Genomic DNA, 23920 nt, shown 5'->3' on the forward strand with positions numbered 1-23920 from the left:
TCAGCTCTTTCGGGTCCGCGGGTCGAGAAGCAGGTACGCGACGTCGGCGAGCAGGTTCGCCACCAGCACGGAGATCGTGATGATCAGGAAGATCCCCTGCATGAGCGGGTAGTCCTTGTAGCCGACCGCCTGGAAGAGCTGGTAGCCGAGGCCCGGGTAGGAGAACACGATCTCGACGAGCAGCGTGCCGCCGACGATGAACCCGAGCGACAGCGCGAAGCCCGAGACGTTCGGCAGCAGCGCGTTGCGGGCGGCGTAGCTCAGGGCCACCCGGCGCTCCGACAGGCCCTTCGCGTGGGCGACGGTGATGTAGTCCTCCGACGAGACGGTCACCATCATGTTGCGCATGCTGAGGATCCAGCCGCTCATCGAGGAGACCAGGATGGTGGCGGCGGGCAGGACGCTGTGCTTGATCGCGCTCGGGATGAAGTACCCGTCGAACGCCGGCACGAGGCCCGCCTCGTAGCCGCCGGAGGACGGGAAGAAGCTCCCCGGCCCGGTGAACACGGCGATGGCGACGAGACCCAGCCAGAAGTACGGGATCGAGGACAGGAACGTCGTGGCCGGCAGCAGCCCGTCGACCCAGGAGCCGCGCCGCCAGCCGGCGCCGACGCCGAGCGCGGTGCCGAGGAGGAAGCTGATGATCGTGGTGATGCCGACCAGCCCGACCGTCCACGGCAGGCTGTCGCCGATCACCGTCGCCACCGGCGTGGGGAAGAAGGTGAACGACAGGCCCAGGTCGCCGTGGAGCAGCTGCCCCCAGTAGTCGAGGTACTGCTGCCAGATGTTCTCGTGCGTGTCCAGCCCGAACAGCACGCGCAGCGACTCGATGGCGTCGGCGCTGATCCGGCCCTGGTTGCGCGAGATGAGGGACTGCACGGGGTCGCCCGGCACCAGCCGCGGGATGAAGAAGTTGAGCGTGATGGCCGCCCACGCCGTGAACAGGTAGAAGGCCGCGCGCTGCAGGAGGAATCTCATCGCGGCTCCCCCAGGGTGGCGATGTCGGTCCGGCCGGCCGCCGCCGCGGGCGGTGACACGGCCGGGTCGGCGTCGGGCGCCGCCGAGCCGGGGGCGTCGGCGGCGACGGTGTCCGGGTCGTAGAGCCAGCACGCCGCCCAGTGGTCGGGCCGGTCGCCGATGGTCAGCCGCGGCGGCAGGTCCACCGTGCAGCGCCGCATGGCGTGCGGGCACCGGGGGTGGAAGCGGCAGCCGGCGGGCGGGGCGATGAGGCTCGGGGGCTCACCCCGGCCGCGGTCCTCCCGGGCGGCCGCGTCGGCCCCGGCGCCGTCGCCGGTGATCCGCTCCGGGTCGGGCGCCGAATCGGTGAGCAACCGGGTGTACGGGTGGGCCGGGTTCTGGGTGACGGTCTCGCTGTCGCCGCCCTCGACCATCCGGCCGGCGTACATCACGATCGTCTCGTCGGCGAAGTAGCGGGCCGAGGCGATGTCGTGCGTGATGTAGAGGATGGCGATGTTCAACCGCTGCTTCAGGTCCTGCAGCAGGTTGAGCACGCCGAGGCGGATCGAGACGTCGAGCATGGACACCGGCTCGTCGGCGAGGAGCACCTCCGGGTCGGCCCCGAGCGCCCGGGCGATGGCGACGCGCTGCCGCTGGCCGCCGGAGAGCTCGTGCGGGAAGGCGTCCAGGTAGCGCTCGGGCGGGGTGAGGCTGACCCGGGTGAGCAGCTTGGCGAGGGCCCGGTCCAGGTCCTCGGCGCCGCGCCCGGCGTTGCCGTGGATCCGCAGCGACCGGGTGAGGTGGTAACGGACGGTGTGCACCGGGTTCAACGAGGCGAACGGGTCCTGGAGGATCAGTTGGACCCGCCGCACGTACGACCGGAACGGCCGGCCGCCGCGTACCCGGGTGGACGTGCCGTGCAGGCGGAGGTCGCCGGCCGTGCGGGGATAGATCTGGGCCAGCAGCCGGGCCACCGTGGACTTGCCGGAGCCGGACTCCCCGACCAGCGCGGTCACCCGTCCCCGATGCAGCGCGAACGATACGTCGTCGACGGCGTGCACGACGGCCGGCGTCCGGGAGAAGAGGTCACGCAGCCGCCTGCGGACGGGGAAGTGCTTGGTCAGGCCGACGGCCTCCAGCACCACCTCGTCGGCCGGCGCCGCCGCGCTCTCGCTCAACGTCATGCCGAGTTCCTGTCTGAGCGTGGGGTGCGCCTCCCCGGCCGGCCGGGGGCCGGCCGGGGAGGCGGTGCGGGCGTCAGCCGTTGGCGGGCTTGAGGTGCAGGACCACGTCCAGCGCGTTGGGCTGGGTGGGCTGCATGGCGCCGTACGGGTTCGAGTCGTCCGGCCAGCCGGTCCAGTTCTTCGTGCTGTACGCGCCGCCAATGTTGTCCGCGCCGACCGGGATCATCGGCATCTGGTCGACGAAGATCTTCTGCAGCGTGTTCATGGCGGTGGTGCGCGCGGCGTCGTCGGTCGCGTTCGCGTAGGCGACCAGGGCGTCGGTCGCCTCCTTGTTGTTGAAGCGGCCGAAGTTGCCGGCGGGGGAGGCGGTGCCGATCGGCTTGAGCTGCCGGCCGTCCATGATGGTCCGGTAGATGTCGTACGGCGTGGCGCCGCCCTCGGTCCACCGGAAGGTCGCCTCGAAGTTGCCCTGCTCGACGTTGCGGAACCAGGCGTCCTGGTTGGCCTTGTCGACCGTGGCCGCGATGCCGATCTTCGACAGGTTGTCCTTCACGATCTCCAGGCTGGTCTGGTAGTCGGACCAGCCGGCCGGGTCGGTCAGCTTGATCGTGACGGCCTTGCCGGCCTTGTCCTTGAGGGTGTTGCCGTCCAGCTTGTAGCCGGCGCCGGCGAGCAGCGTCTTGGCGCCCTCGACGTCGACCTTGTGCTCCTGGCCCTTGAACTCGGGCGCGACGAACGAGTCACCGGCCGGGCTGGGCAGGCCGGTCACGCTCTTCACCTGCGGGTGGAAGTAGCCGGCCTCGGCCGTGGTGAAGATGTCGGCGCGGTCGATGACCATGTTCATGGCGCGGCGCAGCGCCGGGTCGTCGAACGGCTTCTTCGTGGTGTTGAGGTAGAGGCCGTGGATGCCCAGGATCGCCGGCGCCCAGACCTTGTGGTGCTCCTGGTCCTTGGCCACGAAGACGGCCTGGTAGTTGGGGATGAAGACGAAGCTCCACTCCGACTCGCCGTTGGCCAGGGCGGTGGTCTGCGCGCTGTTGTCCGTGTAGGAGGTGTAGCGCAATTCCTTGACCTTCGGCGGGTCCTGCCAGTAGCCCTTGTCGCGCACCGACAGCGTCATGCTGGCCGGGGTGAAGGACTTCAGGGTGTACGGGCCGCTGCCGACCGGCTGCTTGACCGTGTCGGTCGTCGGGTCGCTGATCTTCTCCCAGATGTGCTTGGGCACGATCGGCACCCGCCACAGCACCTTCTGCTGGTTGACGAACTGCGGGCTCTCCATCTTGATGGTGACGTCGTTGCCGCTGGCGGTGGCGTCCGTGTAGGGCACGCCCTGGTCGTTCAGCGCCGGGTACTTCTTCACCAGGTTGTAGGTGAAGGCCACGTCCTCGGCGGTGACCTTCTGCCCGTCCGACCAGGTGGCGTTGTCCCGGATGGTGACCTTCACCGAGGTGTAGTCCGACGACCACTCGGCCTTGGTGGCCAGCCACGGCTTGAACGGGTCGGCCGGCTTCACCGGGTTCCACATCATCAGCGGCTCGTAGATCTGCCAGCGGTAGCCCAGCGAGGCCGCGGCGGACGTGGTGAGGAACGGGTTGTTGTTCTCGGCCTGCGGGCCGTTCGGCATGCCGACGTTCAGCACCGTGGCCGCCTGGCCGTTCTTCTTGTTGGCGTTCGGGCTGTCGCCGCACGCGGCGACGCCGGTGGCCATCGCGCCGGCCAGCGCGACGGCGAGGAGTTGCCTTCTTCTCATGGAGGTCTCCCTCGGTGCTCCCGCAATCCTCGAGCGGGATGTGGTGGATGGAGGGTGTGCGGTGTTACCACCGGCGGGCGGGGCGCCCGCCGGTGCGGGTGGAACTGCAGCGGTGGCGAGGTCAGGTGCTGCCGGTCGAGGCGCGGACGGTGAAGGTCGTGGGGATGACGGTCGGGGCGTGGGGCAGCGGCGTGCCGGCGAGGTGGGCGATGAGGGTGCGCGCGGCGACCGCCCCCATCTCCCGCAACGGCTGGCGGACCGAGCTCAGCGGTGGGTGGGTGTGCCCGGCCAGCGGCAGGTCGTCGAAGCCCACCACCGCCACGTCCTCGGGGACCCGCCGGCCGGCGTCGCGCAGCGCCTGGAGCGCCCCGGCGGCGGAGAGGTCGTTGTGGGCGAAGACGGCGTCGAACGGCACCCCGTCGGCGAGCAGGCGTTCCACCGCGACCCGCCCGCACTCGAAGGTGAAGTCGCCCTCCACGACGAGGGCGGGGTCGATGGGCAGGCCCGCGTCGGCGTAGCCGTCCGCGAAGCCGGCGAGCCGTTCCCGGGTGCAGCCGAAGCGGCGCAGGCCGGTAACGACCAGCGGCCGTTTCCGGCCGTGCCCCAGCAGGTGCGCGGCGGCGGCCCGCGCGCCGGACTCGTTGGTGGTGCGCACCGACGGGAAGCCGGGCTGGTGGCCGCGGTCGTCGATGAGGATGACCGGCAGGCCGCGCTCGTGCAGCTCGGTGATGTAGTCGAGGGTGCCCTCCGGCTCGACCACGAGCAGGCCGTCGAAGGACTTCGCGGAGACCTGGGAGGCGAACCGCCGCATCGACTCGTCGCCCTGGGTGCAGGTGAACAGCAGCATGCCGTAGCCCTCGGCCTCGACCACGTCGGCCGCGCCCTGGAGCACCTCACCCATCCAGGGCCAGGTCAGGGCGGGCACCAGCATGCCGACCACCCGGGTACGCCCGCGGGCCAGGCCGACCGCGCGGGCGCTCGGCACGTACCCGAGGGCGTTGATGACGGCGCGGACCCGGTCCGCCGTGCGGACGTGCACCTCGCCCTTGCCGTTGAGCACCCGCGACACCGTCGTCTTGCTCACGCCGGCGCGCGTGGCGACGTCGGCGATGGTGATCGGCACGTGACGCTCCCGGGTCGCAGGGGTGAGGTGGATGTTTCGGAACCGGTTGCGGAAGCGGTTCCGTCGCAGTCAACCGAAGTGGCGGCGGTCACGTCAATAACGGCCGGATAACGAAACATGGCTAAGTTCGAAACGTGAAAAAAGTGGCTGTGGACAGTGCGGTCGATCAAGGGTGTGAGCAGCGTCGATACGCGGATGGCGGCCGGGGAGTGCCGGCCCTGCGGTTGCCGGCCCGGCCCGGTCGACGGCCGGTCAGGCCGGGCGGGCGCGGGCGTAGACGTCGCCCGAGTTGGCCTCGTACGGCAGGGCCTGCAGGTACGCCGCGATGTCGTCCGCCGGCCGCCAACCGGGCAGGGCGAACCCCATCTCGTCGCCGAGCGCCACGGTGAACGAGGTGAAGCCCAGGCCGGTGAGCCGGTCCAGGCAGCGCACCGCCAGGTCGCGTTCGATGGTGGTGAACTCGAAGGACAGGGCCGGAAGCGGCCGGCTCAGCCCGGCCAGCACGGCGTCCTCGAAGCCCTCCACGTCGATCTTCACGAAGGTGGGTACGCCGTGCGCCGCGACCAGCGTGTCCAGCGTCGTGCCGGCCACCTCGATCTCGGCGTCCCACACCTCGTGCGCCCAGCCGCCGGACCCGTGCGCGGCCTGCAGGAACCCCGCCGACGCCGTGGAGATCGTCGGGTTCGCCGAGTTCACGTGCAGCCGCACCGGCCCGGTACGCGCACCGCACGCCGCCTCGACGACGGTGACGTGTTCGTCGTCCGCGTACAGGGCGCGCAGGGCACGGGTGCAGAGCGGTTGGGGCTCGACGGCCACCACGCGGGCGCCGAGCCGGCGGAAGCTGCCGAGCCGGTCACCGACGTGCGCGCCGACGTCGAAGACCAGAGCGCCGGGGCGGACCAGGGGGGCGTAGAAGGCGTCCATCGCCGCCTCGCGGTCCGGGTCGCCGTAGTACGCCTCCAGGGACCGGCGCAGGCCCGACATGGTGGGGTCTGCCTTGAGTGCCTCGATCACCCCGATATGACCACCCACCCTGCCGACGCTAGCGGCGCGGACCTGTTCATGAGCCCCTTTCGGATGACCCACCGCAAGCCCGCCACCCAGCCTCCTAGGATGCTCTAGGCGGTGTGAGCCAGCCACCACCCGGCGAGGAGCACCCGGAGCACGTTCGCCAGGCCGACGCCTACCCGCCGCCGAGGCGGTGGCGCAGCGCGAGGTGGAGCACCAGCCGCCGGTCAGGATCGTCGAGAGCGTCGCCGAACAGCTCCCGCAGCCGGCGCATCCGGTAGCGCACGGTCTGCGGGTGGGTGTGCAGGTCCTCGGCCACGGCGATCACCTGCCCCTGCCGCCGCAGCCAGCCGTGCAGGGTCTCGGCCAGGGCCCGCCGGGCGGCCGGCCGCAGGCCGGCCAGCGGCGCGAGGCAGGCGTCGGCGAGATGGTCGGCCAGGCCCGGCTCCCAGCGCAGCAGCAGGGTGAGCGGGTGCGCGTCCCCGGCGAGCGGGTCGGCCGGCAGCACCCCGTCGCGGCGCAACGCCAGGGCCCGCCCGGAGATCCGGTACGACAGCCGGGCCCGGCCCAGCGCCACGCTGGGCCCGAGCGCCGCCCGCCGTCCCGCCAGCGCCCGGCGGGCCCGGTCCAGCCGCCCGGGCGTGTCCGGCTCGGGCAGCACGATCCGTACCACGTCGTCGATGACGGTGGCGATCGCGCCGCCGCCGATGGTCCGTCCCAGGTGCTCGGCGTCGTCGCCGTCGACGCTGAGGACGGCCACCGTGCGGGGCAGCGGCCAGCGGGCCGCGTCGGCGGCGGCGCGCAGCGCGGCCTCGGCGGGCGGTTCCGGCTGCACGAGCAGGGTGATCAGCCGCCGGCGGGTGGTGGCCCAGTCCTGCGCGGCGTCGCGCTGCTCGTCCAGGTATCCCTCGGCGGCGGCGCCGGCCAGCGCGTCGACGTAGCCGAAGAGCGCCCCGGCGACCACGTACAGGTCCGCCGGGGCGGGGCCGGCGGTCGTCGTGTGCGTGACCAGGAAGGCCCAGATCTCCCGGCCGCCGAGGGTGAGCACGGCGCGCAGCGCGTCGACCCGGTGCCCCTCCCGGTACTCGGTGCGGCCGAGCGCGTGGAAGACGGCCCGGGTGTCGGCCAGGTCGCGAGCCGGATCGGCGACCGCGTCGACGAAGGCGTCGACCGCGGTCCGCACGCCGAGGGCCAGGCCGCGCCCCTGCCCGCCGGTGAGGGAGCGGCCCTGCGCCCGCATGGCCGCGCGGACGGTCTCCAGGATCCGCCCGTGCAGCGGGGCGCGCAGGCCGCGCAGTTGCTCGCCGACCGCCGGCGCGAGGCGCGCGAGGCCGGGCTCGATGTCGAGCAGCGTGTCCGCCAACGTCGGCTCCCCACTTTGTCATCGCGGTGACAAATCCGGTGGCGGATCACGCACGCCCGGACCAAGGATTTTGGCACCAGGCTACGTACCGTCGGTGCCGTGGATACCGATGTGATCGTGATCGGCGCCGGGCTGGCCGGCCTGGTCGCCGCCGCCGAGGCCGCCGACGCGGGCCGCCGGGTGCTGCTGTTGGACCAGGAGCCGGAGCAGAACCTCGGCGGGCAGGCGTGGTGGTCGTTCGGCGGGCTTTTCCTGGTCGACTCGCCGGAGCAGCGGCGGATGGGCATCCGGGACTCCGTCGAGCTGGCCTGGCAGGACTGGACCGGCAGCGCCGCCTTCGACCGCCCCGAGGACCACTGGCCGCGCCGGTGGGCCGAGGCGTACGTGCACTTCGCGGCCGGGGAGAAGCGCGCCTGGCTGCGCGGCCTGGGCCACCGGGTCTTCCCCGTGGTGAGCTGGGCGGAGCGGGGCGGGGGAGCGGCCCACGGCCACGGCAACTCGGTGCCCCGGTTCCACGTCACCTGGGGCACCGGCCCGGGCGTGGTCGAGCCGTTCGCTCGGCGGGTCCGCGCCGCCGCCGAGGAAGGCCGCATCCGGCTGCTGTTCCGGCACCGCGTCGACGAGCTGGTCACAAGCGGCGGCGCGGTCACCGGCGTACGCGGCGCGGTGCTCGCTCCCGACGACGCCCCGCGCGGGCGACCCACCTCCCGGACCGTGGTGGGCGACTTCGCGTACGGGGCGCAGGCCGTGATCATCACCTCGGGCGGGATCGGCGGCGACCACGACCTGGTCCGGCGGGCCTGGCCGGCGCGGCTCGGCACCCCGCCGGAGCGGATGGTCACCGGGGTGCCCGCGTACGTCGACGGCCGGATGCTCGCGGTCACCGAGTCGGCGGGCGGTCAGGTGATCAACCCGGACCGGATGTGGCACTACACCGAGGGGCTGCGCAACTGGGACCCGGTCTGGCCGGGGCACGGCATCCGCATCCTGCCCGGGCCGTCCTCGCTGTGGCTGGACGCGACCGGCGAGCGGCTGCCGGCGCCGCTCTTCCCCGGCTTCGACACCCTCGCCACGCTGCGCCACCTGCGGGCCACGGGCCACGACTACAGCTGGTTCGTGCTCACCCAGAAGATCCTGGAGAAGGAGTTCGCGCTGTCCGGCTCGGAGCAGAACCCGGACCTGACGAACCGCAGCGTGCGGCAGGTGCTCCAGCGGGTCCGCCCCGGCGCGCCCGGGCCGGTGGAGGCGTTCAAGCGGCACGGCGCGGACTTCGTGGTCGCCGGCGACCTGCCGGAGCTGGTCGACGGGATGAACAAGCTGGCCGTCGAGAGCGGCGGGCCGCAGCTCGACGCCGTGGGGCTGCGCCGGCTCGTCGAGGCCCGGGACCGGGAGATCGCCCACCCGTTCGGCAAGGACGCGCAGCTGCATGCCATCCGGGGCGCCCGCCGCTACCGGGGTGACCGGCTGATCCGGGTCGCCACCCCGCACCGGCTGCTCGACCCGGCCGCCGGCCCGCTGATCGCGGTGCAGTTGCACGTGCTGACCCGCAAGACCCTCGGCGGCCTGCACACGGACCTGTCCGGCCGGGTGCTGCGCCCCGACGGCGAGCCCCTCGCCGGGGTGTACGCCGCCGGGGAGGTCGCCGGCTTCGGGGGCGGCGGCATGCACGGCTACAACGCCCTGGAGGGCACCTTCCTGGGCGGCTGCCTCTTCTCCGGCCGCACCGCCGGCCGGGCCGCCGCGGCCGCGGTCGGGTAGCCCGCACGCCGGCCGGGACCCGCCGGGCGGCGCCCCGGCAATCTTCCAAGATCACCGTCAGCGCCCGGTAAATTCCCGGCCCGTCGGGAGCAGCCGCCTGATCTCCGCGGCGGCCGGGTGCGCCGGTGCGACGGTCAGGAAATGCCGCAGCGTGTCTTCCGCCTCGACGGACCGGCTGTCCCGCTGCGCCAGCCCCAGCACCAACAGGCCGTCGGGGGAATCCGGCTCCCGGGCGAGCACGTCCCGGGCGGTTCGTTGCGCGGCGGCGCCGTCGCCGGCCCGGAGCAGCGCGAACGCGAGTCGCAGCCGGACGGCGTCGTCGGGCCGGTCCCGCAGCGCCTCCTGGTACATCTGCGCGGCGACGTCGTAGCGGTCCTGGGTCTCCAGGTCGTGGGCGAGTTGGAGGGCGACCGCGACCGGGTCGGCCGGCGCCGGCCGGGCGGGCGGGTCGAGCCGGTTGGCGACGATCGCGACGGACGCCACGAGCGCCAGCACCCCCACGGACACCACCCGCCACGCCCATCGTGCGGCCCGAGCGTCCGGCGTCCGGGGTGCGGCGGAACCGGTCCGGGAGGCACCAGGTCGAAGCGTCCGCAGGGCCGCGTAGCCGCCGGCCAGCAGCGCCAGCACGGGTACGCCCCACAGCAGCAGCCGGACCCCGCGGGCCGGTGGGTCGGTCAGCACGTCGGCGCCGTACCGCTGGACGAACCATCGCCGGATCTCGGTTGCGTCCCGCCCCTGGGCGACCTGGTCCGCCACCACCTGCCGCATCGCCGCCGCGATCGGTGACCGGGAGTCGGCCACCGACTCGCCCTGACAGGCCGGGCAGCGCAGCTCGGCGGACACCGCGCGTACCGGGTCCTGCCCGCCGGGGTCGCCCGCCGACCGGGCCAGCGCCGCGCCGGCCGCTGCGGCGAGCGTGACGAGCACGAGCGCCACCAGGGCGCGACGCCACCTCATCCGGCCAGCAGCGGCGCGATCCGCTGCTCCAGCCACTGCCGGGTCACCACCCCCTGCTGCCGGTCGACGAGCCGGCCGTCCCGGCCGACAACGAAGGTCTCCGGCACGCCCCGCACGCCCCACTCGACCGCCCGCGTCCCGTCAGGATCCGGCACCACGGTCAACCCGGTGGCACCGGTCTCGTCGAGCAGCGCCCGGACCGCGTCGGCGCCGTCGCGGATGTTCAGCCCGACCAGCCGGACGCCGCGCGGGGACCAGCTGCGCTCGGCATCCACCAGCACTGGCAGCTCGTCCCGGCACGGCCCGCACCAGGAGGCGAACACGTTGACCAGCACCACCTGGCCCCGGGCCTCGGACAGCGCGAAGCGGCCACCGTCCAGGGTGGCGCCGGACAGCGCCGGGGCGGGTCGGCCGGCCACCGCCGTGGCCCCGGCAGGGTCCGGCGTGGCGGGTGCGCGCAGGCCGAAGGCGATCAGGGCGCCGACGGCGACGGTGAGCGCGAGGACCGTCGCCGGCCCTGCGCGCAGCCATCCGGGGCGCCGCGCGGTCGGCCGTCTCACGTCGCGGCTCCCGGTCCGACGGCCACCGGGGCGGGTCGCGGTCGGTCCGCGCGAGCGGCCCGGCCGGTCCGCGGGCGGGCCGTGGCGGCGGCCGCGAGCAACCCGCCGACGGCGGTCAGGGCGCCGCCGGCCCAGATCAGGCCCACGAGCGGGTTCACGGCGAGCCGCACGGTGGCGGTGCCGCTGTCCTGGCTGACGGCGAGCAGCGTGACGTAGGTGTCGCGCAGCGGGCGGGTGTCGATCGCCGGCACGGTGACGGCGGTGTCCCGGGCGGCGTGGTACCGCAGCGCCGGCGTGATCGTCCGCGCGGCGCGGCCCGACGCGGTGAGCGCCAGCCGGGCCTGTACGGCCATGCCGCCGCCGCCGGTCCGGTCCACCCCGATCAGTCGTACCGCGACGTCGCTCACCCGCAGGGTCTCGCCGACCCGCAGCGTCCGTTCGGCGTCCCGGCCGTACGCCGAGGAGCCGGCGACGCCCACCGCGACCAGGGCGAGACCGGCGTGCGCGACCAGCCCGGCGAGCCGGCTGGGCCGCCGGTGCGGGCCGGGCCGGCGTAACCGGTGGGCCAGGTCCCCGGCCAGTCCGGTGAGGACGAACCCGGCCGCGCCGAACGCGGTGAGAGCGGCCGGACCGGGCCGGCTGAGCAGGCCGGCCAGGGCCACGGTGCCCAGACCGGCGGCGGCCGGGACGACGAGCCGCCGCAGCGCCGCCGACCGGTCGCGGACCCGCAGGGCCGGCGTCACGCCCATCACCAGCAGCACCACGACCGCCAGGGGCACCGCGGTGCGCTGGTAGTAGGCGGGGCCGACCGAGGAGCCCGCCCCGGTCAGCGGGGCGGTGAGCAGCGGCAGGATCGTGCCGATCAGCACCACCGCGGCGATGGTCACCAGGAGTACGCCGTGGACCAGCACCAGGGTGGCTCGGGACAGCGCCGGGGAGCGCCCGGGGCGGGTCGGCTCGGGGGCCCGACGGCCGGTCAGGACGGCCGACACCACCACCGCCAGCAGCACGAAGCCGAGCAGCATCGGGCCCAGCGGCGAGTCGGTGAAGGCGTGCACGCTGGCCACCGCACCGGATCGGGTGAGGAAGGTGCCGAGCAGCACCAGCAGGAAGCTCGCGCAGGCGAGCGCACCGTGCCAGGCAACCCGGCCGCGGACCAGGGTCGTGTGCAGGAACGCGGTGGCCGTCAGCCAGGGCAGCAGGGAGGCGTTCTCCACCGGGTCCCACGCCCAGTAGCCGCCCCAGCCCAGCACCGCGTACGACCACCAGGCGCCCATCCCGATGCCGGCGGTCAGCGCCGCCCAGGCCACCAGCGCCCACGGACGTGCCATTCGCACCCAGCCCGGCCCGGCCCGTCCCGCCAGCGGCGCCGCCACCGCGAACGCGAACGGTACGACCAGACCGAGGTAGCCGGCGTAGAGCAGCGGCGGGTGCACGCCCATGGCCGGGTGCTGCTGGAGCAGTGGATTCGGTCCGGGGCCGTCGACCGGCACCGGGCTCACCGCCCGGAACGGGTTCGCGGCGAAGGTGGACAGCGCGAAGAAGAACAGCATGACCACGCTGACGACCACCATGGCGTACGCGTGCAGCCGCGGCGGGTACGCGCGCCGGGCCAGCAGCGCGGCGTACCCGCCGAGGATCAGCAACCACAGCAGCAGCGAACCGTCCAGGGCCGACCAGAGGCTGGTCAGGGTGTAGTAGAGCGGGACGTCCCGGCCGCCGTTCTCGGCCACGAACCGGACGCTGAAGTCGTGCCGCAGCAGCGCCGTCTCCAGCAGGCCGCATGCCAGGGCGGCGGCGGCCAGGGTGGCGGCGGTGCCGCGCCGGGCGGTGCGGACGGCCGCGCCGAACAGGGCCACCCGCACCCAGAGCAGGGCGGTGAGGGTCGCGCAGGCGAGCCCGACGGCGAGGCCGGCGGTGCCGAGGTCACCCAGCATCGACCGGAACCACCGGGGAGGACGACGGCCGGTACTCGTTGCCGTGCCGGACCACCACGTGCTCCGAGCGGAACACGCCGTCGGACGACAGCGTGCCCTCGACGACCGCCCCGGTTCCCTCCCGGAAGGTCTCCGGGGGTGCGCCGCGCTGCTCGACGGTGATCTCGTGGCCCGCCTCGGCGAGGCGGAACACGACCAGATCGCCGTCGTGGCGCAGCGATCCGGGCACGACGTCGCCGCCGAGGCGGACCCGGTGGCCCGCGAGGCCCGGATCGTCGAGCAGTTCGCCCGGCGTCCGGTAGTACGTGACGGTGTCGCGGAGCGCGCTGGTGACCAGCAGGCCGCCGGCGGCGAGCAGCACCACGACGAGAGCCACCCGGCCCGCCCGGCGAGGCATCATCCGACTCCGGCCGGCGTGCGCTCGGCGGCGGGGGAGGGCTCGGGGGCCAGGCGGCGCTCCAGGCGGACCACCCGGTGCAGCAGGAGGCAGAACGCGGCGAGGGTCGCGGCGGCCACGGCGAAGAGCAGCGCGGTGGCCATCCGGGGGTCGATCGGCGGCCGCTGCGGGGCCAGGACCGTCGCCTGCTGGTGCAGCGAGCGCCACCAGACCACGGAGAAGTGCACCACGGGCACGAGGAGGAAACCGGCGACGCCGGCGACCGCGGCGGGCCGGGCCACCCGGTGGTCGCCGCCGTCGCGTGCTCCCCGGTGCTCGGCCAGCGCCCGGCGCAGGGCGAGGTAGCCGGCGTAGGCGAGCAGGAGCAGGGCGGTGCTGACCAGCCGGGGATCCCAGGCCCACCAGGTGCCCCACACCAGGTGCCCCCAGACGGACCCGGTGGCGATGGCGGCGGCGGTGAGCACCACCCCGAGCTCGGCCGCCGCCCGGGCGAACCGGTCCCAGCGCAGGTCACCGCCGATCAGGTACGCCCCGCTGGCCGCGAGCACGACCGCGAACGCGGCGTACGCCACCCAGGCGGCGGGGACGTGCAGGTACATCAGGCGTTGCGCGTCGCCCTGCAGTTCATCGGCGGGTGCGAGCCATCCGCCGGCCACCGTGGCCGCGGCGGCGAGCCCGCCGGCGGCCCAGGCCATCGTCCGACGTGCCCCGGCCGCTCTGGCGGTGTCCGTGAGGAGGTCCACGGTGGAGGCTTGCATCATCTCCCTGTCCGCGTCCCTGGGGCGCTTGACCGAGAAGGTGGGAACTGGACCCACCATAGGGCGGTCCGCGCCCCAGATGCCGTCGTTCGGGGATAAAAGGTATTAACGCCGAAAACCGGTACTAAGGTCCTTGCCGGTGAAGACGACAGCGCAGACCACCTCGCGCCCGGTCCGGCGGCAGCGCCGGCCGCGCTCGGTGCTGCCGCTGCTCTACGGCCCGCTGCTGCTCGCCGGCTGCTCCGGCGGCAGCCCGTCGGCCCTGAATCCGGCGGGGACCGGCGCGGCGCGGGTCAGCGGCCTGTGGTGGCTGTTGTTCTGGATCTCCATGGCGGTGTTCGCCGAGGTCATGGCGCTGCTGGCCTGGGCGCTCGTGTTCCGGCGGGGCGCCGCCCGGGTGCGTCACGGCCAGCCGTTGCGCTTCGTCACGATCGCCGGGGCCGGGCTGCCGTTCATCATCCTCGTGGCGGTCTACGGCGTCGGTCTGCGGGACCTCGCCGCGCTCGGCGCCGGCCCGGGCCGCGACGCGCCCACCGTGGAGGTCACCGGCCACAAGTGGTGGTGGGAGGTGCGGTACGCGGGCGCCTCCGGCGCGACCGCCAACGAGATCCACATTCCGGTGGGGGAGCGGGTCCGGGTCCGCCTGCGCACCGACGACGTGCTGCACAGCTTCTGGGTGCCGCAGCTGATGCCGAAGACGGACCTGATTGCCGGCGAGACCCGGGAGACCTGGGTGGAGGCCCGGCGTGGCGGCAGCTACCGCGGCCAGTGCGCCGAGTACTGCGGCACCCAGCACGCCCACATGGCGTTCCTCGTGGTGGCCGAACCCCGCGCCGACTTCGACGCCTGGCTGGCCCGGCTCGACGCCCCCGCCCGGGCGCCGCGGACCGAGGCCGAACGGCGCGGCCAGCAGACCTTCGTTCAAGGCACCTGCGCCGCCTGCCACACGGTCCGCGGCACCGGCGCGCAGGGGCAGGTGGGGCCCGACCTGTCGAACCTCGGCCGGCGGTGGAGCATCGGCGCCGGTGCGGTGCCCAACGACGCCGGACACCTCGGCGGTTGGATCGCCAACTCGCAGACCGTCAAGCCGGGCAACGCCATGCCCCCGCAGCCGGTCGACGCCGCCCGACTGCCCGACCTCATCGCCTACCTGCGGTCGCTGGAGTAGGGGCCGCCATGTCCTCGACCACCAGCACCGCCCCCGGCGTGGGCCGGGACGACCTGGCCCGGCTGGCCGAGCACTGGGCCGAGCCCCGCTCGCTGCGTGCCTGGTTCACCACGGTGGACCACAAGAAGATCGGCCGGCGCTACCTGGTCACCGCCGCGTTCTTCTTCGTCCTCGCCGGGCTCAGCGCCCTGGTGATGCGCACCCAGCTCGCCCGGCCCGAGTCCGGCGTGGTGTCGCCGCAGGAGTACAACCAGCTCTTCACCATGCACGGCACGGCGATGATCTTCCTGTTCGCCACCCCGATGCTCTTCGGCTTCGGCAACTTCCTGGTGCCGTTGATGATCGGTTCCCGGGACATGGCGTTTCCCCGGCTGAACGCCTTCGGCTACTGGGTGTTCCTCTTCGCCGGGCTGTTCATGTGGGCCAGCCTGCCGTTCGGGGCGGCACCCAACAACGGGTGGTTCGCGTACGCGCCGCTGAACCAGGTGCAGCACAACCCGGGCCTGCACATGGACGTCTACGCCCTGGGGCTGCTGTTCCTCGGCATCTCCACCACCTCGGGCGCCATCAACTTCATCGTCACCGCGCTCAAGCTGCGGGCACCGGGGATGTCGCTCAACCGGGTGCCGCTGTTCGTCTGGGCGATCGTGGCCACCGCGTTCATGGTGGTCTTCGCCCTGCCGGCGCTGAACGCGGACAACGCGATGCTCTTCTTCGACCGCCGGTTCGGCACCCACTTCTTCGACCCGTCCGGCGGCGGGAACGTGCTGCTCTGGCAGCACCTGTTCTGGATATTCGGACATCCCGACGTGTACATCATCGTGTTGCCCGCGCTGGGCATCGTCTCCGCGGTGCTGCCCGCGTTCACCCGCCGGGGCGTGGTCGCCTATTCGCTGATCGTGCTCTCCATCGTGGCGATCGCGATCATCTCGTTCGGGGTCTGGGTGCACCACATGTTCGCCACCGGGCTGCCGCAGCTGTCCTACAGCTTCTTCAGCGCGGCCAGCACCGTCATCACCATCCCGTCCGGGATCCAGATCTTCGCCTGGCTGGCCACCATGCTGCTCGGCCGGCTGGTGCTGCGGGTGCCGCTGCTCTTCGTCATCGGGTTCCTCGTGACCTTCGTGCTCGGCGGCGTCACCGGCGCGATGTTCGCGGTCACCGCGTTCGACCAGCAGGTCACCGACTCCTACTTCGTCGTGGCGCACTTCCACTACGTGCTGATCGGCGGGGCGGTCTTCCCGATGCTCGCCGGCATCTACTACTGGCTCCCCAAGATCACCGGCCGGATGTACCACGAGGGGCTCGGGCGGTGGGCGTTCGCGCTGACCTTCGCCGGCATGCACGTCACCTTCTTCCCCATGCACCTCACCGGCCTGTTCGGCATGCCCCGGCGCATCTACACCTACGGCAGCGAGCCGGGCTGGGACGGGTGGAGCCTGGTCAGCACCGTGGGGTCGTACCTGCTGGCGCTCGGGCTGCTGCTGGTGCTCGTCGGCGTGGTGCACGCGGTGCGGCGAGGCCGGCCGGCGCCGGCGGACCCCTGGGAGGGCGACAGCCTGGAGTGGTCAACGGCCTCGCCGCCCGAGCCGTACAACTTCCCGGTCATTCCCCGGGTGCACAGCCTGCACCCCACCTGGGACGCGCGGACCACCGAGTCGACCACCACCGGCGCCACCGCGGACCGCGTCCTCAGCGACGGCCGGCGCACCCTGTTCACCAGCGAGCTGGACGCCCGCACCGAGCGGGCGGTGGAGATGCCCGAAGCGTCGTTCAAGCCACTCGTCCTCGCCGGCGCGCTGCTGGTCTTCTTCACCGCCATGCTGCTGGCCGCGTACCCCGTCGCGGTCGTCGCCGTGCTGGTGGTGGCGGCGACCATCGCGGCCTGGCTCTGGCCGCCGCGCCGCCCCGACGAGGAGCTCGGGGTGGCGTCATGACGCACCAGGGCGGGGTCGTGGCCGCGGCCACCGGCGTCACGGCGCTGACCACGGAGGAGCCGGTCGGCCGGCCGACCGGCTGGTGGGGCATGGTGCTGTTCGTGGCCACCGAGGCCACCCTCTTCGCCTGCCTGCTCGGCAGCTACTTCTACCTCCGCTTCCAGTTCGGTCCGCAGTGGCCGCCGGGCGGCGTCGACAAGCCGAAGCTGCTCATCCCGCTGCTGATGACCGCGGTCCTGGTGCCCAGCAGCCTGCCCGTCGTCTGGGCCGAGCACGGCATCCGGCGCGGCCGGCGCGGGCGGCTGCGGGCCGGGCTCGCCGCCACCCTGGTGCTCGGGCTGACCTTCCTGGCCCTGCTGGCCGTCGAGTACGCCGAGGACCTCAAGCACTTCACCATGACCACCGACGTCTACGGCTCGCTGTTCTACCTGATCACCGGCTTCCACGGGCTGCACGTGCTGGTCGGGCTGACCATGATCGGGTGGCTGCTCGCCGCCTCCCTGCGCGGTGGCAGCTTCGGGTCCCACCGCCACGAACGCGTCCGCAACGCCGCGATCTACTGGCACTTCGTCGACGCGGTGTGGGTCGCCATCCTGTTCACCATCTACCTCTCCCCGCGGCTGTGATGACCACCGGACCCGGCCCGCACACCCGCCTGGCCGGCGGGCTGCTGCTCTGGTACGGCGTCCTCGGCGGGGCCGTGGCCTGGGCCGCGCACCTGCTCGTGGCCTGGCCGCTGGACGAGCTGACCTGCGCTGCGGGCCGCGAGCGCGTCTCCGCCGTGCCGCTCTGGCTGGCGGTGTGGCTCGCGGTGGTGATCCCGGCCCTGGTCACCGTGGGATCGCTGCTGGTGGCCACGCTGGCGTGGCGGCGCACCGCCCGGGCGTCGGCCGGCGCCGAGGACCGCGCCGTCGACCGCTCCCGGATGCTCGCCGTGGTCGGGGTCTGGGCGAACCTCCTGTTCCTGACGATCATCGTGCTCGGCGGGGTCGCCGTGCTGGTCTTCCCGCCATGTCAGGGCTGACCGTCTACCGGGCCCACGGGTCCGGCCCGGGCGACGTGGCCGACGGGCTGCTGACGATGCTGGCCGTGGCCGTGGTCTGCCTGCTCGCCGCCGGCTACGGCCGGGGTGTGCAGGAGCTGTGGGCGCGGCGCGGCCGCGGCCGGGTGGTGGCGGGCCGGCGGGTGACGGCGTTCGGCGCCGGACTGGTGGTGGTGCTGGCGGCCGACCAGGGGCCGGTGCACCGGCTGGCGGAGTCCTCCTACGCCGGACACATGGCCCAGCACATGCTGCTCCTGCTGGTGGCGGGCCCGCTGCTCGCGGCCGGTGCGGCGGGACTGCCGCTCACCCTGGCCACGCCCCGCCCGCTGCGCCGCCTGCTGGCCCGCGTCCGGGCCGCGGCGCCGGTGCGCCGGCTGCGCCGTCCGGCCGAGTACGCCCTGCTGGCCGCGGCGGCGCAGACCCTGGCCGTGTGGGTGTGGCACCTGCCGGGCCCGTACGTCGCCGCGGTCGACCGCCCGGTCCTGCACGCCGCCGAGCACCTGAGCCTGGTGGCGGCGGCCTGGCTGCTGTGGGCGCCGGTGCTCGGCCCGGCCCGCCACCGGACGCCCGCGCCGGTGTCGCTGCTGCTGCTGGTCGGCACCATGCTGCCCGCCTCCGCGCTCGGCGCGGTCCTCACCTTCGCCCCCGAACCGGTCTACCCGGCGCGCGTCCTCGGCCCCGATCCGCTCGCCGACCAACAGCTCGCCGGGCTGCTGATGTGGGCGCCGATGGACCTGGTGGTCCTGGTGGCGGCGCTGGCGGTCTTCCTCGGCTGGCTGCTGCGGCTGGACCGGGAGCGGCCCGCCCGCCTCGTCCCGGCCGGGCCCGGCCGGCCCGCCGTGCCGACGGCGAGCGACGCGGCAACCGAAGGGATGGTGCGATGAGCCGTCGTCTCTGGATGCTGGCAGCGGTGCTGGCGGCGCTGCCGATCGTGGCCGTGACCGGCTGCGCGTCGACGTCGCCACCACCACCGCCCGAGACCCGCGCCGGGCGGCCGGACCGGGGCGCGAAGCTGATCGCCCAGTACGGGTGCGGCTCCTGCCACACCGTCCCCGGCGTCGACCGGGCCGGTGGGCTGGTCGGCCCGCCGTTGACCCGGTTCGGCGCCCGGTCGTACATCGCCGGTGAGCTGCCGAACAACGCGGACAACCTGCGGCGGTGGATCAACGACCCGCAGGCCGTCGAGCCGGGCACCGCCATGCCGAACCTCGGCGTCAGCGCGATCGACGCGCAGGACATCGCCGCGTACCTCTACACGTTGGACTGAGGATGCGGCGACCACGAGCGGTGACCCTGCCCGCCCCGCACCCGCGCCGGGCCCTCGTGGCCGGGTCCGTGCTGGCGCTCGCCGTGGGCCCGGTGGCCCTCGCGCCCGCGCCCGACCCCACGCCGACCCCGGCCACCACCACCCCCGCCGGCGACCGCGGCACCCAGCTCTACCTGCAGCAGTGCGCGAGCTGCCACGGCGTGCGCGGGCAGGGGTCGCAGCAGGGGCCGTCCCTGGTCGGCGTCGGGCCCGCCGCGGTGGACTTCCAGCTCTCCACTGGCCGGATGCCCGTGTGGGGCGAAGTCTCCCAGCCGCGGCGCCGCGAGCCCGTCCTCTCCGCCGAGGACATCTCCGCGCTGGTCGACCACGTCGCCAGCTTCGGCGGCGGCGGCCCGCGGATCCCCCGGGTCGCCCCCGGCCACGTGGTCTCCGGCCGGGACCTCTTCGCCGCCAACTGCGCGCCCTGCCACGGGGCTACCGGTTCGGGGGCCGTGCTCACGAACGGCTGGAGCGCCCCACCGCTGTACGACGCCTCGCCCACCCAGATCGCCGAGGCGGTCCGGGTCGGGCCCGGGCTGATGCCGGCCTTCCCCGGCCAGGTGCTCACCGATCAGCAGGTCGACGACCTGACCAGCTACGTGCGGCGGCTGCGCACCGAGCGGCTGGACCCGGGCGGCAACCCGCTCGGCCGGCTCGGCCCGCTGGCCGAGGGGCTGCTCGCCTGGCTGGCGGTGCTCGTACTCCTGGTGGCCGGCGTGCGCTGGCTGGGCCGGAGGGCGGCGGAGTGAGGCGGCCGCCCCCGTCGCCGGCCGAGGAGTCCGCGAGCCGCCGGATCGTCGGCGCGTTCCTGGTGAGCGCCGCCGGGGCGGCCGGCTTCGCGGTGACGTACGGGCTGGGCGGCGACACCCGGTGGGAGGGGGTGAGCCTGGCGGTCGCGTTCGCCGGCCTTGCGGTGGGGCTCGCGGTCTGGGCTGGGCGGCTGGTCCCGGTCGGCGGGTACGTCGAGGAGCACGAGGGCTTCACCCCGCCCCCGGCCGAGCAGGCGATGACCGCGGCGGAGTTCGCCGCGCCGGACAGCCCGACGCGCCGGTACGGTCTGCTCGCGGCACTCGGGTTCGCGCTGACCGCCCTCGGCGTCGCCGCGCTCTTCCCGCTGCGCTCCCTGCTTCCCTTGGACCGGGTGCGCCCGCCCCGGACCCTCAAGGACACCCCGTGGGGGCCCGGCGTGCGGCTGGTCGACGACACGGGACGACCCCTGCGGCCGGACGACGTGCCCGCCGAGACGATGGTGGCGGTCTTCCCCGAGGGGGACCCCGCCGCCGGCGACGCCCCCGCCTTCGTGGTCCGCCTCGACCCCGAGCGCTTCTCCCGCCCGCCCGCCGGCGGCCACCTGGGCGGCCTGGTCGTCTGGTCGATGCTCTGCACCCACGCCGGCTGCCCGGTGCGGCTCTATCTCAAGGGCACGGGCCGGGTGCTCTGCCCCTGCCACCAGTCGTCGTTCGACCTGCTGGCCGGCGCCCGGGCGGTCGCCGGTCCCGCGGCGCGGCCGCTGCCGGGACTGCCGATCGAGGTCGGTCCGGACGGCTTCCTCCGGGCCACCGGCGACTTCACCGCGCCGCCCGGCGCCGGCTTCTGGAGCCGGCCATGATCATGAACCGGCTGGCCCGCGCGCTGGACGACCGGCTCCGGCTCTCCCCGATCACCCGCCGGGCGCTGGCGAAGGTCTTCCCCGACCACTGGTCGTTCATGCTCGGCGAACTCGCGCTCTACTCCTTCGTGGCGCTGGTCCTCACCGGCGCCTACCTCACCTTCTTCTTCGACGCCAGCTCCGCCGACCGCGTCTACCAGGGGTCGTACGCCCCACTGGACGGCAGCACCACCTCCGCCGCGTACGCCTCGGTGGTGCGGCTGAGCTGGGACGTGCGCGCCGGTCTGCTGATCCGGCAGACCCACCACTGGGCCTCGCTGGTCTTCGTCGCCGCGATCGTCCTGCACCTTTCCCGGATCTTCTTCACCGGGGCGTTCCGGAAGCCGCGCGACATCAACTGGCTGATCGGCGTCACCATGCTGACCCTCGCGCTGGCCAACGGCTTCACCGGCTACTCCATGCCCGACGACCTCCTTTCCGGACTGGGCCTGCGGATCATCACCTCGGTGGTGGAGTCGATTCCCCTGGTGGGGACCTGGCTGGCCGCCCTGGCCCTGGGTGGCGAGTTCCCCTCCGACGCGATGATCCCGCGGATGTTCGTCACCCACGTGCTGCTCGTGCCGGCCGTCCTCGTCGCCCTCATCTCCCTGCACCTGGGCATCCTGGTGCGGCAGAAACACACCCAGTTCCCGGGCCCGGGCCGGACGGAGCACAACGTGGTCGGGTCCCGGCTGTGGCCGAGCTACACCCTGCGCTCGCTCGCCCTCTTCGCCTGGGTGCTGGCGGTGCTGTTCGCCCTCGGCGGCCTGGCCCAGATCAACCCGGTGTGGCTCTACGGACCGTTCGAGCCGGCCCAGTCCACCTCGCCGGCGCAGCCGGACTGGTACGTCGCCTGGGGTGACGGCGCGCTGCGCCTGTTCCCGCCCTGGGAGTTCCGCATCGGCGGCTACCTGGTGCCGGCGCCGTTCTTCCCCGGCGTCGTGCTCGGCGGGCTGACCTTCCTGGCCCTCTACCTCTGGCCGTTCGCCGAGCGCCTGCGCACGCGCGACCGCCGTCAGCACCACCTGCTCGACCGGCCCCGGGACCACCCCGTGCGGATCGGTGTCGGTGTGGCCGCCCTGACCTTCTTCGCGGTGCTCGTGGTGGCCGCGGGCGACGACCTCCTGGCCCGGCTGCTCGGGGTGCCGGTCTACGACCTGCTGTACCTCTTCCGGGTCCTGGTGCTCGTCCTGCCGATCCTGACCGGCGCCGTCGCGTTCCTGACCGCGCGGGCGCTGCGCCGCGGCGACGCAACCTCGCTCGGGGACCTCACCCGGGTCGACCTGCGGCGTGCCGGCCGTCCCTCCCGCCGACCCGCGCAGCGCGACGACGAACCCGAGATCCCCGCGCCGGACCGACCGGGGGTGCGGATCGAGCTGTGGCCGGAGGGGGAGGTGTGGCGGTGGCGCTACCGCGACGAGGCCCGGCGGGTGGTGCTGACCGCCAACCGGGTCGCCGTGTCGGAGGAGGAGGCGGTCGAGGCCGCCCGACTGGCGTACCCGGGCGTGGACCGGGTCGTGGTGCCGGGGCCGCCCCCACCGCCTCCGCCCGGGCCGGTGCGGGCCGCCCTGCGCCGGTGGGGACGGGCGGCAGCCGCCGGTTCGTTGCTCGTCGCGGCGCTGGTCGAGCGCAGGCGCGACCGCCGCCGGCAGCGGGACGGTGACGAAGCCGAGCCGGTGGAGGACGTGGACGCGGCGCCGCGCGGTGGGTGAACCGATGCCTGGCGCCCCACCCGGGACGGGCGGGGCACCAGGCGTCGGCTGGTGGTCAGGTCTGGTTGCCGGGCACGTTCTTGTAGTCCTGCGGGCTGATGCCCTTCGGGCGCGGGTCCTTCTGCCGCTGGCCGCCGCCCTGGTTGGCGTTGGCCGACCCACCGAGTTTCCGGATCATCTCGCCCTTGTTCATCTGGTCGACGTTGCGCATTCCGGCGCGTTCCGCCTGCTTGCGGAGCTCACCGGTCTTCATCTGGGCGGGATCGCGAGCCATCGTTCCTCCTTCGGTGGGCGGACGAACGGGGGACCCGGTCGGCGTCGCCGGGTCGAAGGCCGATCGTGCCGGTGACGGCCTGGCCGCACCCTTTGGCCGCTGTCGTCCGTCTCGCCACTTCCTGGTTGTGGCGGTTCACGGTCCCGGCTCGCTTACCCGGCAATGGGCCGCACCAACGTCGGTGGGCGCCGGTCCGGGCGGGGGCGTCGATCAGCGCGGGCCTCCGGGGACGGCCGGGGCGGGCTTTGCGTCGGCGCCGGGTCGGCGGACCGCCGGCAGCACAAGTGGCGTGCCGGTCTCCGGGTCCTCGATGATCCGGCAGGGCAGGCCGAACACCTCCTCGACCAGCTCGGTGGTGACGATCCGCCGCGGGTCGCCGGCGGCAACCACCCGTCCGTCCCGCATGGCCACCAGGTGGGTGGCGTACCGGGCGGCCTGGTGCAGGTCGTGCAGGACCGCCACCAGGGTGCGCCCCTGCTTCTCGTGCAGCCGGGCGCAGAGGTCCAGCACCTCGACCTGGTGGGCGATGTCCAGGTAGGTGGTCGGCTCGTCGAGCAGCAGCAGCGGCGTCTGCTGGGCCAGCGCCATGGCGATCCAGACCCGCTGCCGCTGCCCGCCGGACAGCTCGTCGACCGGCCGGTCGGCGAGCTCCGCGACCCCGGTGTCGGCCATCGCGCGGTCGACCACCCGCTCGTCCTCGCGGGACCACTGCCGCAGCAGGCCCTGGTGCGGGTAGCGGCCCCGGGACACCAGCTCGGCCACCGTCAGCCCGTCCGGGGCCACCGCCGACTGCGGGAGCAACCCGAGGGTACGGGCCACCTGGCGGGCCGGCCGGCGGTGGATGTCGGCGCCGTCGAGCAGCACCGTGCCGCGGGCCGGGCGCAGCAGCCGGGCCAGGGCGCGCAGCAGCGTCGACTTGCCGCACGCGTTCGGCCCGATGATCACCGTGAAGGACCCGTCGGGGACGGCGACCGTGAGGTCCTCGGCGACGGTGCGCCGGTCGTAGCCGAGGGTCAGCGCCTCGCCGACCAGCCGGGGGGTGTCGGGCCGCATCAGGGTTCCCTTCTCGTCGGGGCCG

General features: G+C 74.1%; 23 protein-coding genes. 10 read left to right on the forward strand and 13 right to left on the reverse strand.

What is annotated here, in order from left to right:
* The 6 genes from ABZS80_RS17680 to ABZS80_RS17705 all read right to left on the reverse strand — a co-directional run bounded on the left by ABZS80_RS17680 (nucleotide 1) and on the right by ABZS80_RS17705 (nucleotide 7385).
* The gene (locus tag ABZS80_RS17680) at nucleotides 1-978 is read right to left on the reverse strand and encodes an ABC transporter permease (RefSeq protein WP_151463337.1); all 978 of its coding nucleotides are present in this window, start codon (nucleotides 976-978) and stop codon (nucleotides 1-3) included.
* Nucleotides 975-2141, reverse strand: a complete 1167-nt coding sequence (locus tag ABZS80_RS17685; RefSeq protein ID WP_355057005.1) for an ABC transporter ATP-binding protein — start codon at nucleotides 2139-2141, stop codon at nucleotides 975-977. The genes ABZS80_RS17680 and ABZS80_RS17685 overlap by 4 nt, the downstream gene beginning before the upstream one ends.
* A 73-nt stretch (nucleotides 2142-2214) precedes the next feature.
* The gene (locus tag ABZS80_RS17690) at nucleotides 2215-3891 is read right to left on the reverse strand and encodes an ABC transporter substrate-binding protein (RefSeq protein ID WP_355057007.1); all 1677 of its coding nucleotides are present in this window, start codon (nucleotides 3889-3891) and stop codon (nucleotides 2215-2217) included.
* A 121-nt stretch (nucleotides 3892-4012) separates the two neighbouring features.
* Complete coding sequence (locus ABZS80_RS17695) at nucleotides 4013-5014, reverse strand: LacI family DNA-binding transcriptional regulator (RefSeq protein WP_355057009.1); 1002 nt, start codon at nucleotides 5012-5014, stop codon at nucleotides 4013-4015.
* 252 nt (nucleotides 5015-5266) lie between these two features.
* Nucleotides 5267-5998 carry an FkbM family methyltransferase gene (locus ABZS80_RS17700; protein WP_355057190.1) on the reverse strand — a complete coding sequence of 244 codons (732 nt, stop codon included), beginning with the start codon at nucleotides 5996-5998 and terminating at the stop codon, nucleotides 5267-5269.
* A 199-nt stretch (nucleotides 5999-6197) separates the two neighbouring features.
* On the reverse strand, nucleotides 6198-7385 hold the full coding sequence (locus tag ABZS80_RS17705) for a helix-turn-helix domain-containing protein (RefSeq protein WP_355057011.1): 1188 nt from the start codon (nucleotides 7383-7385) through the stop codon (nucleotides 6198-6200).
* 99 nt (nucleotides 7386-7484) lie between these two features.
* Here ABZS80_RS17705 and ABZS80_RS17710 point away from each other — a divergent pair, with 99 nt between their 5' ends.
* Nucleotides 7485-9143, forward strand: a complete 1659-nt coding sequence (locus ABZS80_RS17710) for an FAD-binding dehydrogenase (protein WP_355057013.1) — start codon at nucleotides 7485-7487, stop codon at nucleotides 9141-9143.
* A gap of 57 nt (nucleotides 9144-9200) precedes the next feature.
* On the opposite strand, the gene ABZS80_RS17715 is transcribed toward ABZS80_RS17710, so the two are convergent.
* The 5 genes from ABZS80_RS17715 to ccsA are packed head-to-tail and all read right to left on the reverse strand — an operon-like array spanning nucleotide 9201 to nucleotide 13755.
* The gene (locus tag ABZS80_RS17715; RefSeq protein ID WP_355057015.1) at nucleotides 9201-10103 is read right to left on the reverse strand and encodes a cytochrome c-type biogenesis protein CcmH; all 903 of its coding nucleotides are present in this window, start codon (nucleotides 10101-10103) and stop codon (nucleotides 9201-9203) included.
* The gene (locus ABZS80_RS17720; protein ID WP_355057017.1) at nucleotides 10100-10663 is read right to left on the reverse strand and encodes a redoxin domain-containing protein; all 564 of its coding nucleotides are present in this window, start codon (nucleotides 10661-10663) and stop codon (nucleotides 10100-10102) included. The genes ABZS80_RS17715 and ABZS80_RS17720 overlap by 4 nt, the downstream gene beginning before the upstream one ends.
* Nucleotides 10660-12600 (reverse strand): cytochrome c-type biogenesis CcmF C-terminal domain-containing protein, encoded by a 1941-nt coding sequence (locus ABZS80_RS17725; RefSeq protein ID WP_355057019.1) that lies wholly within the window; start codon nucleotides 12598-12600, stop codon nucleotides 10660-10662. The genes ABZS80_RS17720 and ABZS80_RS17725 overlap by 4 nt, the downstream gene beginning before the upstream one ends.
* Complete coding sequence (locus tag ABZS80_RS17730) at nucleotides 12590-12997, reverse strand: cytochrome c maturation protein CcmE (protein WP_355057021.1); 408 nt, start codon at nucleotides 12995-12997, stop codon at nucleotides 12590-12592. Before ABZS80_RS17730 ends, ABZS80_RS17725 begins: the two co-directional genes overlap by 11 nt.
* Complete coding sequence (gene ccsA, locus ABZS80_RS17735; RefSeq protein WP_355057023.1) at nucleotides 12997-13755, reverse strand: cytochrome c biogenesis protein CcsA; 759 nt, start codon at nucleotides 13753-13755, stop codon at nucleotides 12997-12999. The genes ABZS80_RS17730 and ccsA overlap by 1 nt, the downstream gene beginning before the upstream one ends.
* A gap of 139 nt (nucleotides 13756-13894) precedes the next feature.
* On the opposite strand from ccsA, the gene ABZS80_RS17740 reads away from it, so the two are divergent.
* From ABZS80_RS17740 to ABZS80_RS17780, 9 genes are read left to right on the forward strand one after another with little or no spacing between them, the layout of a single operon-like run.
* Nucleotides 13895-14923, forward strand: a complete 1029-nt coding sequence (locus tag ABZS80_RS17740) for a cytochrome c oxidase subunit II (protein ID WP_355057025.1) — start codon at nucleotides 13895-13897, stop codon at nucleotides 14921-14923.
* A gap of 8 nt (nucleotides 14924-14931) precedes the next feature.
* Complete coding sequence (gene ctaD / locus ABZS80_RS17745) at nucleotides 14932-16860, forward strand: cytochrome c oxidase subunit I (protein WP_355057027.1); 1929 nt, start codon at nucleotides 14932-14934, stop codon at nucleotides 16858-16860.
* The gene (locus ABZS80_RS17750) at nucleotides 16857-17486 is read left to right on the forward strand and encodes a cytochrome c oxidase subunit 3 (RefSeq protein WP_355057029.1); all 630 of its coding nucleotides are present in this window, start codon (nucleotides 16857-16859) and stop codon (nucleotides 17484-17486) included. The genes ctaD and ABZS80_RS17750 overlap by 4 nt, the downstream gene beginning before the upstream one ends.
* Nucleotides 17486-17884, forward strand: coding sequence for a hypothetical protein (locus ABZS80_RS17755; protein WP_355057031.1), 399 nt, complete (start codon nucleotides 17486-17488; stop codon nucleotides 17882-17884). Before ABZS80_RS17750 ends, ABZS80_RS17755 begins: the two co-directional genes overlap by 1 nt.
* Nucleotides 17872-18786, forward strand: coding sequence for a cytochrome c oxidase assembly protein (locus ABZS80_RS17760; protein WP_355057033.1), 915 nt, complete (start codon nucleotides 17872-17874; stop codon nucleotides 18784-18786). Before ABZS80_RS17755 ends, ABZS80_RS17760 begins: the two co-directional genes overlap by 13 nt.
* Nucleotides 18783-19169, forward strand: coding sequence for a c-type cytochrome (locus tag ABZS80_RS17765; protein ID WP_355057035.1), 387 nt, complete (start codon nucleotides 18783-18785; stop codon nucleotides 19167-19169). The genes ABZS80_RS17760 and ABZS80_RS17765 overlap by 4 nt, the downstream gene beginning before the upstream one ends.
* 2 nt (nucleotides 19170-19171) lie before the next feature.
* On the forward strand, nucleotides 19172-19957 hold the full coding sequence (locus ABZS80_RS17770; protein ID WP_355057037.1) for a c-type cytochrome: 786 nt from the start codon (nucleotides 19172-19174) through the stop codon (nucleotides 19955-19957).
* Nucleotides 19954-20817 (forward strand): Rieske 2Fe-2S domain-containing protein, encoded by an 864-nt coding sequence (locus ABZS80_RS17775; protein ID WP_355057039.1) that lies wholly within the window; start codon nucleotides 19954-19956, stop codon nucleotides 20815-20817. The genes ABZS80_RS17770 and ABZS80_RS17775 overlap by 4 nt, the downstream gene beginning before the upstream one ends.
* Nucleotides 20814-22568, forward strand: a complete 1755-nt coding sequence (locus ABZS80_RS17780; RefSeq protein ID WP_355057041.1) for a ubiquinol-cytochrome c reductase cytochrome b subunit — start codon at nucleotides 20814-20816, stop codon at nucleotides 22566-22568. Before ABZS80_RS17775 ends, ABZS80_RS17780 begins: the two co-directional genes overlap by 4 nt.
* A 55-nt stretch (nucleotides 22569-22623) precedes the next feature.
* Here ABZS80_RS17780 and ABZS80_RS17785 read toward each other — a convergent pair whose 3' ends face one another.
* The gene (locus ABZS80_RS17785) at nucleotides 22624-22842 is read right to left on the reverse strand and encodes a hypothetical protein (protein ID WP_355057043.1); all 219 of its coding nucleotides are present in this window, start codon (nucleotides 22840-22842) and stop codon (nucleotides 22624-22626) included.
* Nucleotides 22843-23052: 210 nt separating this feature from the next.
* Nucleotides 23053-23895 (reverse strand): ABC transporter ATP-binding protein, encoded by an 843-nt coding sequence (locus tag ABZS80_RS17790; RefSeq protein ID WP_355057192.1) that lies wholly within the window; start codon nucleotides 23893-23895, stop codon nucleotides 23053-23055.
* Nucleotides 23896-23920 lie beyond the last annotated feature (25 nt).

The sequence above is a fragment of the Micromonospora sp. NPDC005305 genome (assembly GCF_040607315.1).
Taxonomy (GTDB): Bacteria; Actinomycetota; Actinomycetes; order Mycobacteriales; family Micromonosporaceae; genus Micromonospora.